This is a genomic window from Kitasatospora sp. NPDC093558 (genome assembly GCF_040683475.1).
Classification (GTDB): Bacteria; Actinomycetota; Actinomycetes; order Streptomycetales; family Streptomycetaceae; genus Kitasatospora.
In genome coordinates this window covers 1-14,029 of the sequence record NZ_JBFBDY010000154.1, presented here as the reverse complement: position 1 = coordinate 14,029, position 14,029 = coordinate 1, and the positions used below count along the sequence as shown (strand labels likewise).

The window sequence follows — 14,029 nt, the reverse complement described above, 5'->3', positions numbered from 1 at the left end:
GCCCGTCCTCGGCGGCCGGGAGGTCCTGGAGCGCGAGGTCCACCGCCACCGCGTCCAGCACGTCGTCGCCACCGCCGGCGCCGCCGACGAGGCCGAGACCGCCGCCACCCTGCGCGACGCCGCCCGGCTCGGCTGCCAGGTCTGGCTGGTGCCCGCGCTGCGCGAGTACGGCTCGCTGCCCACCGCGCCGCTGGCCGGCGGCGACCACGTGTGGGGGTTCCCCTGCCTCCAGGTCGGGCGCCCCGCGATGCGCCGCCCCGGCTGGGCCGCCAAGCGCGCCCTGGACGTCGCCGCCGCCGGGTTCGGCCTGCTGCTGCTCGCCCCGGTCCTCGCCCTGTGCGCGCTCGCCGTCCGCTTCGACACCGGCCCCGGCGTGCTCTTCCGCCAGCAGCGCACCGGGCTCGACGGCCGGGTCTTCACCGTCCTCAAGTTCCGCACCCTGCGCCCGAGCAACGAGCACGAGTCGGCCACCCGCTGGAACATCTCCCAGGACCACCGGATGGGCGCCGTCGGCCGGCTGCTGCGCAAGAGCTCGCTGGACGAGCTGCCGCAGCTGTGGAACGTCCTGCGCGGCGACATGAGCCTCGTCGGCCCGCGCCCCGAACGCCCCTACTTCGTCATGCGGTTCAGCCAGGCCTACCCCGAGTACGCGGACCGCCACCGGGTCCCGGTCGGCCTCACCGGCCTCGCCCAGGTCAACGGCCTGCGCGGGGACACCTCGATCGAGGACCGGGCCCGCTTCGACAACCGCTACATCGAGAGCTGGAGCCTCTGGCAGGACGTCAAGATCCTGTGCCGCACCGCGGCCCTGATGCTCCACCCGGACGGGAGCTGACCTTCTCGTGGCCCTCACCCTCTCCACCGTCCTGCGGGCCTCTCCCCGGCCGGCCTTACGGAGGGCGCTGCCCGCGCTCGCCGACCGGCCGAGCCTGCTCGCCGCGGCGACCGTGCTGCTGGTGTGCGTGCCCACCGGGGAGAAGGACGTCACGGCGGCCGTCCACATCACCGCCGCCGACCTCGCCTCGCTGGCGCTGGTCGCCCTCACCGCCTGGAACCTGCTGCGCGGGCGCCTGCCCGCCGTCGGCCGCACCACCTGCGCGCAGTTCGCCGCGATCGTGGCCGCCGCCGCCGTCGCCACCGTCGGCTCGATCGACCCGGCCGGCAGCGTCACCGGCTTCGTCCGGCTCGTCCAGGTCTTCGTCCTGGTGCCGGCCGGGGTGCTCTGCTCGCTGCGCGACCGCACCGACCAGCGGCTCGTCCTCGGCTCCTTCGTGGCCGCCGCGCTCATCGAGGGCGCCGTCGGCGCGAACCAGTACCTGACCCGCACCGGCGCCTCGTACACCGGCCAGCCGATCCGCGCCGTCGGCACGTTCGGCGCGCTCGACATCATGGCGATGTCCACCGTCGTCAGCTACGGCCTGCTGGCGGCCCTCGCGCTCGCACTCGCCGAGCGTGGTTCCCGCGGCAGCGTCCGGCTGCGGCGCGCGATGTACGCCTCCGCGGCCTTCCTGGCCTTCCCCCTCGCCGTCTCCTTCAGCCGCGGCAGCTGGATCGCCACCGGCGTCAGCGCCACCGTCCTGCTGCTGCGCGCCGACGCCCGGCTGCTCGTGCGGGGCGTCGTGCTCGGCGCGGCCGCCGCCGTCGTCCTCGTCGGCGGCCTCGGCCTCGGCGCCTCCGGCGTCACCGAGCGGCTCAGCTCGATCGGCTCCGTCGAGGCCGCCCCCGACCAGTCCGTCTCCGACCGCTACGACCTGTGGTCGACCGCGACCCGGATCTGGCAGGACCACCCCGTCCACGGCGCCGGCCCCAAGGCCTTCCAGCAGCTGCGCGACAGCCACGCCCCGCTGCGGCTGTCCTCCGGCAGCGACGCCGCCGACCCCACCATCGGCTTCCAGCGGGAGCCGCTGCTCTCCCCGCACAACATGTACTTCCTGGTGCTCAGCGAGCAGGGACTGATCGGCATCGTCGCCTACGCCGCACTCTTCCTCGGCCTGCTGCTCGGCTGCCTGCGCCGCTCCCGCGGCCCCGGCCTCGCCGCGCTCGCCCTGCTGACGTGGGTGCTCGTCGACTTCCTCTACGCCGACATCGGCGGCACCACCACCGTGCTGACCTCCGTCGTCCTCGGCCTCGCCGCCCGCGCCGCGACCCCGGAGGCCTGACATGACGACGGACCAGCCCGCGCTCGCCCCGACGCTGCCCGCGCCCCGCCAAGTCCCGCCCGCCGAGGAGGTCGCGCCCGGCGGCCCCGACCCGGCCCCCCGCCGCGGCTTCCTCGCCAAGGCCTTCGGCATCACCGCCGTCCTCAGCGCCGCCGGTTCCGCCCTCGGGCTCCTGCGCGACCTCCTGCTGGCCCGCTACTTCGGCGCCAACCAGGGCACCGACGCCTTCCTCGTCGCCTGGACGGTGCCCGAGACGGCCGCACCGCTGCTGATCGAGGACGCCATGTCCTTCCTCATGGTGCCCGCCTTCGCCCTCGCCCTGGTCCTGCGCGAGGAGCGCCCGGACGGCCCGGACCCGGTCCGCCAGCTCGTCCGCGCCACCCTGCCCGGGCTGCTGCTCGCGCTCAGCGCCCTCGCCCTCGGCGCCGCGATCGGCGCGCCGCAGCTCGTCGACCTGCTCGCCCCCGGCCTCGGCGACCCCGGCCTCGCCGTCTCCTGCACCCGGATCACCGCGATCACCGTGCTGCCCTTCGGCGTCGCCGGCTACCTCGCCGCCGCGCTGCGCGCCCACCACTGCTTCACCGCGCCGGCCGGCATCTACGTCGCCTACAACATCGGCATCCTGGCCGTGATGCTGAGCTGCCAGTCCTTCCTCGGCGTCCGCTCGGCCGCCCTCGGCGTCGCGGTCGGCAGCGTCCTGATGGCCGCCCTGCTCGTCGGCCCCTTCCTGCGCCGCCTGAACACGGTCCGCGCGGCCCGCTCCCGCCGCTCGCGCCACGCCCTGGTCCTGATGCCGCTCGCGCTGCTGCCGGTCGCCGCCTTCACCCTGACCCGCCAGTCCCAGGTGTTCGTCGAGCGCTACCTCGGCTCCGCACTGCCGCCCGGCACCATCTCGCACCTCAACTACGCCGCGAAGGTCTCCCAACTCGCCATGACGGCGGGCATCCTGATCTGCACCGTCACCTTCCCGCTGGTCGCCCGCGCGCTCGCGGCCGGGGATCTCACCACCGCTCGCGACCGGGTCGAGAAGGACCTCGGCCAGGCCGCCGCCGTCGTCCTGCTCGGTACGGCGTTCCTGATGGCCTGCGCGCCTTCGGTCGTCTCGCTGCTCTTCCAGCGCGGCGCCTTCGGCCCGCAGGACACCGCCGCCACCGCCGCCGTCATCCGGGTCTACAGCTTCGGCCTGCCCGCCCAGGCGCTGATCGGCGTCATGATCCGCCCGTACTTCTCGCTGCGCCCCGTCGTGCGCCGGGCCGACGAGCCGGGCACCGACGACGGGGGGCGGCGCCTGCTCGACTGGTACCCCGTCGCCGCGATGCTGCTCGGCCTCGCCGTCACCGTGAGCGTCGGCGTGCTCGCCACGCCCCGCTTCGGCGCCCTCGGCCTCGCCGCCGGGAACGCGGCCGGCATCACCACCACCGCGGCCCTGCTGCTGCGCGGCCTCGTCCTGCGCGGCATTCCGCTGCGGCTGCGCCTGGTGCTTGGTGGCCACGGCCGGCTGCTGGCCGCCGCCGCCGGGGCCACCGTGCTCGGCACCGGCGCGGCCGGCCTCAGCGCCGACCCCCTGCTCTCGACCGTGCTCGGGGGCCTGGCCGTGGCGCTGGCCTTCGCCGCCCTCGGCGCCGGCTTCGGTGCCAGGGAGGTCCGCGGCCCGGTCCTCGCCGCCGTCCGGGTCCTGAACCCGCCAACCGTCGCCGATGAAGGGAAGCTTCCCCATGGACACTGAACGGGGAACCGTCCGTTCGGCCGCCCAGGCGGGCGTCACCGACGCCCCACCGCACCGGGCCCGACTGCCCCGCAGCCGCCGCCCGATCGGCGAACCGCCCGGCCCCGGGGCCACCTCGCCCTGGATCCTGATGTACCACTCGGTCGCGGTCGAGGAGGAGGACCCCTACCAACTCACCGTCAGCCCCGAGCGCTTCGCCGAACAGATCGCCTGGCTGCACCGGCGCGGCCGGCGCGGCGTCTCGGTCCGCGAGCTGATGCGCGCCCGCGCCGCCGGGCGCGACGACAAGCTCGTCGGACTCACCTTCGACGACGGCTACGCCGACTTCGCGCGCCACGCCGTACCGATCCTCCAGGCGTACGGCTTCACCGCCACCGCTTACGTCGTCGCCGACCTGCTCGGCCGGGCCAACGACTGGGACGTCGAGGGCCCGCGCAAGAAGCTCCTCACCGTCCAGGAGGTCACCGAACTCGCCGCCGCCGGCTGGGAGATCGGCTCGCACGGCCTCGGCCACCAGTCGCTGCCCGGCCTGCCCGCCGACGTCCTCGCGACCCAGACCCGGGAGAGCCGCAGGCTCCTGGAGGAGGTCGTCGGCGGCCCGGTCACCGGCTTCTGCTACCCGTACGGCAACGTCGACCTGCCCGCCACCGTGGCCGTCCGCGACGCCGGCTACGACTACGCCGTCGCGATCGCCCACTCCCCGCTCACCGGCCGCTTCGCACTGCCCCGCTGCTACGTCGGCGACCGCGACGGCGCCTGGCGGCTGCGCGCCAAGCGCGGCCGGCACCGGCTGCGCGACACCGTCACCGAGCTGCGCCGCGCCCGGCTCGCCCGCCGGAGGTCGGCGCGGTGAGGGTCCTGCACATCGTCACCGGCCTCGCCTCCGGCGGGGCCGAGCGCCAACTCCAGCTGTTGCTGCGGCACTTGCCGCCACACCAGCAGTGCGAGGTGCTCGCCCTCACCAACCCCGGCACCGTCGCCACCGCCCTGCGCGCCGAGGGCTTCACCGTCCACCACCTGGACATGCGCGGCAACCGGGACCTCGGCGCGCTGCCCCGGCTGGTCCGGCTGGTGCGCACCGGCCGCTACGACCTCGTGCACACCCACCTCTACCGCGCGCAGCTGTACGGCCGGCTCGCGGCGCGCCTGGCCGGGGTCCGCGCGGTGGTGTCCACCGAGCACTCGCTGCACGCCGGGGTGATCGAGGGCCGCCCGGTCACCCGGGGCGTCAAGGGCCTCTACCTGGCGGCCGAACGGCTCGGGACCACCACCGTCGCGGTCTCGCGCCAGGTGGCCCAGACGCTGCACGCGTGGGGCGTCCCGCCGAGCCGGGTCGAGCTGATCCCCAACGGCATCGACGCCGCCCGCTTCCGCCGCCCGGAGGCCGAGCGGGCCGCCGCCCGGCGTCGGCTGCGCGCCGAACTCGGTCTGCCGGAGGGGAGTTGGGTGGTCGGCGGGATCGGTCGCCTGGTGCCCGGCAAGCGCTTCGACGTCCTGCTGGAGGCGCTCGCCGGCCTCGACCGGAGCACCCGGCTGGTGCTGATCGGCGAGGGCCCGGAGCGCGCCGCCCTGGAGCGGCGGGCCGTCGAACTGGGCGTCCGGGAAAGGCTGGTGCTCACCGGCGAGCGCGACGACGTGCCGGAGCTCCTCGCCGCGCTGGACGTCCTCGCCGCCCCCTCGACCGAGGAGACCTTCGGCCTCGGCGTCCTGGAGGGGCTCGCGGCCGGACTCCCGGTGCGGCACAGCGCCTGCCCCGCGCTCGACGAACTGCCGCCCAGCGCCGCCCCGCAGGCCCGCCGCATCCCGTCCGACCCCACCGCGTACGCGACGTCGCTGCGCGAGCTGCGGCGCCTCGACGACCACACCGCCGGCCCGCTGCCGCACCCCCCGGCGGTCGGCCACTACGACATCGTCCGGGTCGCCGCCGACCTCGGCGCCCTCTACGACCGCCTGGCCCGGGCTTGACCGCCCCCCCGGCCCGCTCACCGAAGGGCCGCCCACGCGGTCCTGATCTCCAACCTGATCTCCAAGGAGTATCGCGCATGACCACACCGCGCCGAAGCGCCCGCAGCCTCCTCCGCCACTGGTGGCCGGTGGCGCTCGCGGTGCCGCTGGGTGCCGCGGCCGGCGCCGGGTACGCCGTCGTCTCGCACCCTTCGTACTCGGCCAGCGCCTACGTGCTCGTGGTGGCGCAGAACCCGGGGGAGGCGGCCACCGCGACCAACTTCGCCCAGGCGTACGGGCGGCTGGCCGGCCAGCCGCAGGTGCTCGCGGTGGCCGCCGCCGAGACCGGGCACAGCCTCACCGAGCTGGGGAACCTGGTGCACGGGACGACCTCGCCGGACGCCCCGATGATCGAGATCACCGGCACCGGCACCCGGGCCCAGGAGGCCGCCAGGACCGCCGACGCGGTGGCCCGCTCGCTGGTCTCCTTCGCCAACGCCAGCAGCAAGGACACCAGCGTCCGGCTGGTCACGCTGGCCCCGGCCGCCGCCCCGGACAAGCCCAGCACGCCGTCCGGCACGCTGGACGTCGCGGTCGGCGGCGCGGCCGGCCTGCTGCTGGGCGCGCTGGCGATGATGACCCGCCGCCGTGGCGACGCCGCGTCGTCCGAGGCCCCGGAGGCGCCCGCCGCCCCGAGCACCCCGCGCCCGCGCACCGAGGAGCGGCCCGCCGGGAAGCCGGCCGAGAAGCCGGCCACGGCCCAGAAGGCGTCCGACAAGCCCGCCGGCACCGCCGCCGCGGCCGAGGCGAAGCCCTCCGCGAAGGAGAAGGCCGCGACCGGGAGCGCGCGATGAGCACCAAGGCCCGGTCCGTCGGCCTGCCCGCCCAAGCCGTCCAGCGGTCCGGTCCGGCGCCCGCACCCGCGCGGGGCCCGGCCTGGACCACCGAACTGCGCCGCGACGACGGCGCCCTCGACGCCCTCGCCGAGGAATGGGACGACCTGGCCGCCCGCTGCCGGACGGCCACCTTCTTCCAGGCCGCCGACTGGCAGCGCTCGTGGTGGCGCCACTACGGCACCCCGGGCGGCCTGCTGGTGGTGACCGTCCGCCGGGACGGCCTGCTGGTCGGCGCGGGTGCCTTCCGGCGGCGCGGCGGCCCGTTCGGCGGGCTGACCGCACTCGGCGACGGGCTGGTCGACTTCACCGACGTCCTGCTCGACGACGACTGCGCCGACCGGGCCGCCGCCGAGTTCGCCGCCGCGCTCCCGCTCACCCGGCCGTGGCACACGCTGGAGCTGCGCGAGGTCCGTCCCGAGGCGGCCGTGCAGAAGGTGTTCGAGCACTGGCGGGGCCGGCGCCGCCGGTTCGCCGACTCGCTCTGCCAGTACCTGCCGGCCGTCTCGATGGAGCAGCTGCTGAAGCGGGTGCCCGGCAAGACCGCGCAGCGCAGCCGGGTGAAGCTGCGCAAGATCGCCGAGGCGGGCGTGGAGGTCACCACGACGCCGGTGGCGGAGGTGCCGGCGGCGCTGGAGGGCCTGCTGCGGCTGCACTTCCTGCAGTGGCACGAGCGCGGTGTGACGCCGGAGCACCGCACCGAGCGCTTCGCCCGGCACCTGGTCGAGTCCACGACCGGGATGGTCGCCTCCGGCCGGGCTGCCGTCCACCAGTTCCGGCTGGACGGCGAGCTGATGGCGGTGAACCTGCTGCTGCTCTGCCCGTCCTTCGGCGGCCTGTACCTGTACGGCGCGCACCCGGCGTTGCGCGAGCGGCTGGACATCGCCGGGCTGCTGTTCGCCGCGGCGCTGGACGAGACGGTCGGCGCCGGGATCCCGGTGCTGAGCCTGCTGCGCGGTCAGGAGCCGTACAAGCAGCGCTGGCGTCCGGACCAACTGGCCAACCAGCGGCTGCTGTTCGGCCCGGCGGGCGCGGCGCCGGCAGCCACCGCGAGGGCCGGTGTGATCCGGGCCCGGCAGACGGTGGCGCGCCTCCTGCGGACCCGCTTCCCGCGCCTCAAGGAGGCGCTGCTGGCCCGCCGCCGCACCTGACCTGCGGGCCGGGCGCCCTACCGCCGGGCCGGGGTCCCGCTCGGCGACGGGCTCGGGGAGCCGGTGGGCGACGCTCCGGCCGACGGGCTCGGGCTGCCCTGGGCGCCCGGCGGGGTCGGTGCGCCCGGCCCGGAGGGCAGGACGGGCACGGCCGGCGCGGCCGGCGCGGTCGGGACCGGGGGCGCCGTCGGGACGACCGCCGGCGCCCCCTTCGAGCCCGCCATCAGCTGCTTGAACCGCGCGCTGGAGCGCGGGTTGCCGTCGCATCCGAAGAAGCCGTGCGGACAGTAGTCCGTGACGGTCTGGTAGGCGGTGTCGTGGGTGCGCATCCACTCGACCATGCGCTGCACGTAGGCCGGGTTGTCGCCGTTGCGGAACAGGCCCCACTCCGGGTAGGAGACCTGCTTGCCGCGCTTGGCGGCGAACTCCACCTGGTCCTGGAGCCCGTACGGCTCGCGCACGTAGTCGTCGAAGGTGGCGCCGGCGGGCTGGTCGTAGCTGTCCATGCCGATGATGTCGACGACGTCGTCGCCGGGGTAGCACTTGGTCCACGGGATCGCGTCCAGCCCGCGGTTGGGCGTGAAGTCGAAGCGGAAGTGCTGGCCGGGCACCGAGCGCATCACCTTGACGATCCGCCGCCAGTACGCCTTCCATGCGGTGGGGTCCGGCTTGCAGCGGTGGGTGTAGGTGACGCCGTTCATCTCCCAGCCGGGGGTCAGCACGGTGTCCGCGCCGCCGAGGGCGACCAGCCGGTGGGCCAGCTTGAGGAAGTGCCGGTCGAAGTCGCCGCGCGCGCCCTGGCCGAGCAGCCTGGCCACCTCGGCGTCCGGCACGTGCGCCTCGTTGGGCACCAGCATCGGCACGCCGAGCACGAGCACCCGGGACGGGTCGGCGAGGCGCCACTGCGACCACATGCCGAGCACCACCGGCTCGCCCTCGACGTCCGTCCAGCCGTTGCCCGCCAGGTAGGTGTGGCCGACCTGGAGGTTGGCGTCGCCGAGCCAGTGCGCGTACCGGCCGATCTGCGGGATGTAGTTGTCCCACGAGCCGACGAAGGCGCCGAAGGGCGGTTCGTGCCTGGGCCGCTGGACGGCCGGCCGGGGTGCGGCGCCGCGCGGGTCGAAGGCGTCGGAGGAGAGGGAGCGCCGTTCGGCCTGGCTGAGCGGCGTCCCGGCCGGGACGCTGGCGGTGGCCATCAGCAGCAGGGCGGCGGCGGCCAGCGTCAGGCGGCCGATGCGCATGGTCTCTCCCGGACGTCGCGGGGCGGGGTGCAGGTGGGGGAGCGCGGACGGACCGTGGCGCCCCGCTCGCCGACAGTAGGCCCGACGGACGACGGAAAAGCCGAATGTCACCCTAAAGTGGGCGATATTCGAACGCCGACTGCCGCAACGGCGCATCCGAGTGCCTGCCGTGTATCACCTCTGTAACAGTCCGGACCGGCCCCGGAGCCCGCCCCCGGCGGGCCGCGCGGAGCGGCGCCGGACCCGGGCGGCACCGACGGCGCAGGTCGGCGGCGGGGTGCGCGCGACGGCCGTGCGCGCTTCGGTGCGGCGTCCGCGCTGCGGGACGGGGACGATTCCCGGCTGACTCGCGTGCCCGCCGAAAGGTACCCTCCGCAACGTGTCCTGGAAGCCGCTGCGTGTACTGACCCCCCGCTCGATCCTGCCCGCCGTCGCGGTGATGCTGGTCCTTGCGGCCGGGGCGGCGGCGCACGCCAACAAGCCGGTGCCGTTCGGCGACCGGGTGGCGGGGCCGGGCGACGCGGAGGCCACGCCGGTGAACTCCCAGTCGCTGAGCGCGGCCGACCTGGAGCTGAAGGTCGGCCCCGGCCTGGAGGCGTTCCACCGCGGGACCGGCGAGCAGGCCTGGTCCTACCGCCGCGAGGGCGCGACCGCGCTGTACCTCTCGATGGCCGGCGACAACGCCATCGTGGTCTGGGACGACGGCCTGATCACCTCGGTGCGTCCGGGCGACCACGAGGTGCGCTGGCACCGGGCCGTGCCCGGCCTGGCCGACTGGCTGCGCGGCGACGGCGAGCCGGGCGCCGACAAGCGGACCGACGAGCAGCGCAAGCAGCTCGCCAAGGACCGGGCCGCGGCGGCGCTGCACACTGTCCAGAAGGCGTCCCCGTGGGTGGCGATCGTCACCCCCACCCTGACCATGGGCCTGCGCGACGCCGACGGCGACCTGCGCTACAACGGCAAGCCCCCGGGCAGCTGCCTCTACGACCCGCTGCGCACGGTCGACACCGACTACGCGGTGCTCGTCCCACGCAGCTGCCTCGGGAGCAACGCGCAGCCCGTCTCCGGCGGCATCACCGGCTACCGGCTGGACAGCACCGGGTGGGAGCTCAACGCCGGCCCGGCCGCGCAGGTCAAGGTGCTGGACCGCACCCGGGTGCAGATCACCGACGGTCCGATCGTCCCGTCCAAGGTGTTCGACACCAAGGCCGCGGCGCCCGTCGTCCCGTGCGAGAGCTCGGCCGCGCCGTTCGCCGCCGTCCGCTCGCAGAGCACCTGCGCCGACCCGTCGGCCACGCCCACGACGGCCGCCCCGGCGCCCGACCCGGCGACGCCGACGGCGACGGCCACCGACCAGCCGGCCGGCCAGCCGGCCCCGACGACCACCGACCAGCCGACCGACGCCGCCACCGACCAGGCCTCCGCGACGCCGCAGCCGTAGCGCCCGGGCCCTTGCCCGGACGGGCCGCCGGTACCCCAGGGCGGTAATCCCCCGGGGGCGTCCGCGCGCGGCCCGGTAGACTTGCCGTCATGGCTGTTCTCTCCGGGCAATAGCGGGCGAGCGGCAGCGCCCTGTGCGCCGCGCCGATCTCCGACGAGCCCCCTTCCCGCCGCCCGGCCCTGTGCACCGCTCAGGCTGCCCGCCCACGTCCCAGGAGTAGTACCCGGCCATGATTTCCGCGAACGCCCTTGAGCTGCGCGCCGGCGCCCGCATTCTGATCGAGTCCGCGAGTTTCAAGGTCGCCGCCGGCGACCGGATCGGCCTGGTCGGGCGCAACGGCGCCGGCAAGACCACGCTGACCAAGGTGCTGGCCGGCGAGGGCCTGCCCGCCGCCGGCACGGTGACCCGCTCCGGCGAGGTCGGCTACCTCCCGCAGGACCCGCGCACCGGCGACCTCGACGTCCTCGCCAAGGACCGCATCCTCTCCGCGCGCGGCCTCGACACCGTGCTGAAGAAGATGCGCGAGAACGAGGACCGGATGGCCAACGGCAAGGGCGCCACCCGGGACAACGCGATGAAGAAGTACGCCCGGCTGGAGACCGAGTTCCTCACCAAGGGCGGGTACGCCGCCGAGGCCGAGGCCGCCACGATCGCCGCCGCGCTGGGCCTGCCGGACCGCATCCTCGGCCAGCCGCTGCACACCCTCTCCGGTGGTCAGCGCCGCCGCGTCGAGCTCGCCCGGATCCTCTTCTCCGACTCCGATGTGCTGCTCCTCGACGAGCCCACCAACCACCTCGACGCGGACTCGATCGTCTGGCTGCGGGACTTCCTGAAGACCTACAAGGGCGGCTTCATCGTCATCTCGCACGACGTCGACCTGGTCGAGACGGTCGTCAACAAGGTCTTCTACCTGGACGCCAACCGCTCCACCATCGACGTCTACAACATGGGCTGGAAGCAGTACCAGCAGCAGCGCGAGGACGACGAGAAGCGCCGCAAGCGCGAGCGGGCCAACGCCGAGAAGAAGGCCGCGACGCTGAACGCCCAGGCCGACAAGATGCGCGCCAAGGCGACCAAGACGGTGGCCGCGCAGAACATGGCCCGCCGCGCCGACAAGCTGCTCGCGGGCCTGGAGCAGGTCCGGGCGAACGACAAGGTCGCCAAGCTGCGCTTCCCGGAGCCGGCCCCCTGCGGCAAGACCCCGCTGACCGCCAGCGGACTGTCCAAGTCCTACGGCTCACTGGAGATCTTCACCGACGTGGACCTGGCGATCGACCGGGGTTCGCGGGTCGTCGTGCTGGGCTTCAACGGCGCCGGCAAGACCACCCTGCTGCGGATGCTCGCCGGGGTGGAGGCGCCGGACACCGGCGAGGTCATCCCGGGCCACGGCCTGAAGATCGGCTACTACGCCCAGGAGCACGAGACCCTCGACGCGGACCGCAGCGTCCTGGAGAACATGCGCTCGGCCGCGCCGGACACGGACCTGGTGCAGATCCGCAAGATCCTCGGCTCGTTCCTGTTCTCCGGCGACGACGTGGACAAGCCGGCCGGGGTGCTCTCGGGCGGTGAGAAGACCCGTCTGGCGCTGGCCACCCTGGTGGTCTCCTCCGCCAACGTGCTGCTGCTCGACGAGCCCACCAACAACCTCGACCCGGCCAGCCGCGAGGAGATCCTGGGCGCGCTGCGCGAGTTCTCCGGGGCGGTCGTGCTGGTCACCCACGACGAGGGCGCGGTCGAGGCGCTCGACCCGGAGCGGATCATCCTGCTGCCAGACGGTGTGGAGGACCTGTGGAACCCGTCCTACGCCGATCTGGTCTCGCTGGCCTGACCGGAAGTAGACGCCCCCTCCCCTTTTCGGACCAGAAAATCTAGTCCTTACGGCGTGTCCGGGAATGAAGCAGTCCCGGATTCCGTTTAAGGAGCTTCCGTCGGCCCGCCACTCGATCGTGGTCGGGCCGACGCTGCTGATCAGCTCTTTTCCGGCAGCCGGCGTAATACGGCCGGGGGCGTGCACTCTGCGTGAGCGCCCTGATGCGCTCGGATCACCACCGGAGGAGGGCGCATTCCCGACATCGACCTTGTCGAATGGGTGGCCAGGACGCGGTGGATGGGTGATCATGGGAATCTGACCGAGCAACGCTACGAGGAGGCACGGGTGGCCGAGACTCTGAAAAAGGGCAGCCGGGTGACCGGTGCCGCGCGTGAGAAGCTCGCGGCCGATCTCAAGAAGAAGTACGACTCCGGGGCGAGCATTCGCGCTCTCGCGGAGGAGACCGGTCGCTCGTACGGCTTCGTGCACCGGATGCTGAGCGAGTCCGGAGTGATCCTCCGGGGCCGCGGCGGTGCCACGCGGGGCAAGAACAAGGCGACTGCCGGGGCTGGTTCCTGACGGCCCGTCGGCTCATGGCTGGATGACGCGGCGGCAGGGCGCCGACCGGGGAGACGAGTGGCGATCGTCGCTAATTGTCCGACGATCGTGAGCTGATCGTGAGTCGACCAGCTGATTCGTCCACCCTCGGATCGAGTGGACCGGCCGCCGATCGTCATGCCCGCATTTCCTTTTCGCCGAATTCCCCGATACTCCCGGGCCGGTGGGTCTGCCGCTGCGCGCCCGGGTTTGTTACTCTCCGGTAGCCAAGTCCCTCGCCACCGGAGGTCTCCGCATGACCGCCCCCGCCACCGACCCGCAGACCCCGAGCGGGGAGCAGGACGGCGTCCGCCTGGAGATCGACGGCGAACTCGCCGTCGTCACCCTGTGTCAGCCCAAGCGGCGCAACGCCCAGTCGCCCGCCATGTGGCGCGCCCTCGCCGCCGTCGGCCGCGACCTGCCCGGCACCGTCCGCGTCGTGCTGCTCCGCGCGGAGGGCGTCTCCTTCTCCGCCGGCCTGGACCGGGCCATGTTCACCCCCGAGGGCATCCCCGGCGAGCCCAGCTTCCTCCAGCTCGCGGCGGCCGGGGACAAGGAGCTCGACGACACCATCGCCACCTACCAGGAGGCCTTCACCTGGTGGCGCCGGCCCGACCTGATCTCGATCGCGGCCGTCCAGGGGCACGCCGTCGGCGCCGGGTTCCAGCTCGCGCTCGGCTGCGACCTGCGGGTCGTCGCGCAGGACGTCCAGTTCTCCATGAAGGAGACGTCGCTCGGGCTCGTCCCCGACCTCGCCGGCACCAAGCCGCTCACCGAACTCGTGGGCTACGCAAGGGCGCTGGAGATCTGCGTGACCGGCCGCTGGGTCGGGGCCACGGAGGCCGTCGCGATCGGCCTGGCCAACATCGAGGTCCCGGGCGCGGAGCTCGACGCCGCCGCGCGCGACCTCGCCGCCGCGCTGCTGGCCGCGCCGCGCAACGCCGCGATCGAGACCAAGGCCCTGCTGCAGGGGGCCTCCGGCCGGTCGTTCGACGAGCAGCGTTCGGCCGAACGGGTCGCGCAGGCCCGCCGCCTGCGGGACCTGGCGGGCATCGGCGACTGACGCC

12 protein-coding genes are annotated in these 14,029 nt (G+C 74.5%); 11 read left to right on the top strand and 1 reads right to left on the bottom strand.

Annotated elements, in window-relative coordinates; genetic code table 11:
- The 7 genes from AB0O00_RS17220 to AB0O00_RS17190 form a co-directional block, all read left to right on the top strand.
- Window positions 1-835 (top strand): exopolysaccharide biosynthesis polyprenyl glycosylphosphotransferase (locus tag AB0O00_RS17220; protein WP_363652569.1); only part of this gene is annotated, 835 nt, incomplete at its 5' end.
- A gap of 7 nt (window positions 836-842) precedes the next feature.
- The gene (locus AB0O00_RS17215; RefSeq protein ID WP_363652567.1) at window positions 843-2,159 is read left to right on the top strand and encodes an O-antigen ligase family protein; all 1,317 of its coding nucleotides are present in this window, start codon (window positions 843-845) and stop codon (window positions 2,157-2,159) included.
- A 1-nt stretch (window position 2,160) separates the two neighbouring features.
- Window positions 2,161-3,885, top strand: coding sequence for a lipid II flippase MurJ (locus AB0O00_RS17210; protein ID WP_363652565.1), 1,725 nt, complete (start codon window positions 2,161-2,163; stop codon window positions 3,883-3,885).
- Window positions 3,875-4,738 (top strand): polysaccharide deacetylase family protein, encoded by an 864-nt coding sequence (locus AB0O00_RS17205; protein ID WP_363652564.1) that lies wholly within the window; start codon window positions 3,875-3,877, stop codon window positions 4,736-4,738. The genes AB0O00_RS17210 and AB0O00_RS17205 overlap by 11 nt, the downstream gene beginning before the upstream one ends.
- The gene (locus AB0O00_RS17200) at window positions 4,735-5,850 is read left to right on the top strand and encodes a glycosyltransferase (protein ID WP_363652562.1); all 1,116 of its coding nucleotides are present in this window, start codon (window positions 4,735-4,737) and stop codon (window positions 5,848-5,850) included. Before AB0O00_RS17205 ends, AB0O00_RS17200 begins: the two co-directional genes overlap by 4 nt.
- A 77-nt stretch (window positions 5,851-5,927) precedes the next feature.
- Window positions 5,928-6,683, top strand: coding sequence for a Wzz/FepE/Etk N-terminal domain-containing protein (locus AB0O00_RS17195; RefSeq protein ID WP_363652561.1), 756 nt, complete (start codon window positions 5,928-5,930; stop codon window positions 6,681-6,683).
- The gene (locus AB0O00_RS17190; RefSeq protein WP_363652559.1) at window positions 6,680-7,873 is read left to right on the top strand and encodes a GNAT family N-acetyltransferase; all 1,194 of its coding nucleotides are present in this window, start codon (window positions 6,680-6,682) and stop codon (window positions 7,871-7,873) included. The genes AB0O00_RS17195 and AB0O00_RS17190 overlap by 4 nt, the downstream gene beginning before the upstream one ends.
- 17 nt (window positions 7,874-7,890) lie before the next feature.
- Here AB0O00_RS17190 and AB0O00_RS17185 read toward each other — a convergent pair whose 3' ends face one another.
- Complete coding sequence (locus tag AB0O00_RS17185; protein ID WP_363652557.1) at window positions 7,891-9,114, bottom strand: glycosyl hydrolase; 1,224 nt, start codon at window positions 9,112-9,114, stop codon at window positions 7,891-7,893.
- Window positions 9,115-9,493: 379 nt separating this feature from the next.
- Between AB0O00_RS17185 and AB0O00_RS17180 the strand changes: the two genes are divergently transcribed.
- The 4 genes from AB0O00_RS17180 (at window position 9,494) to AB0O00_RS17165 (ending at window position 14,025) form a co-directional block, all read left to right on the top strand.
- The gene (locus tag AB0O00_RS17180) at window positions 9,494-10,555 is read left to right on the top strand and encodes a hypothetical protein (protein WP_363652555.1); all 1,062 of its coding nucleotides are present in this window, start codon (window positions 9,494-9,496) and stop codon (window positions 10,553-10,555) included.
- Window positions 10,556-10,784: 229 nt separating this feature from the next.
- On the top strand, window positions 10,785-12,383 hold the full coding sequence (locus AB0O00_RS17175; protein WP_363652553.1) for an ABC-F family ATP-binding cassette domain-containing protein: 1,599 nt from the start codon (window positions 10,785-10,787) through the stop codon (window positions 12,381-12,383).
- 327 nt (window positions 12,384-12,710) lie between these two features.
- Window positions 12,711-12,944 (top strand): helix-turn-helix domain-containing protein, encoded by a 234-nt coding sequence (locus AB0O00_RS17170; RefSeq protein WP_030059940.1) that lies wholly within the window; start codon window positions 12,711-12,713, stop codon window positions 12,942-12,944.
- A 274-nt stretch (window positions 12,945-13,218) separates the two neighbouring features.
- On the top strand, window positions 13,219-14,025 hold the full coding sequence (locus tag AB0O00_RS17165; protein ID WP_363652551.1) for an enoyl-CoA hydratase/isomerase family protein: 807 nt from the start codon (window positions 13,219-13,221) through the stop codon (window positions 14,023-14,025).
- Window positions 14,026-14,029: the final 4 nt, after the last annotated feature.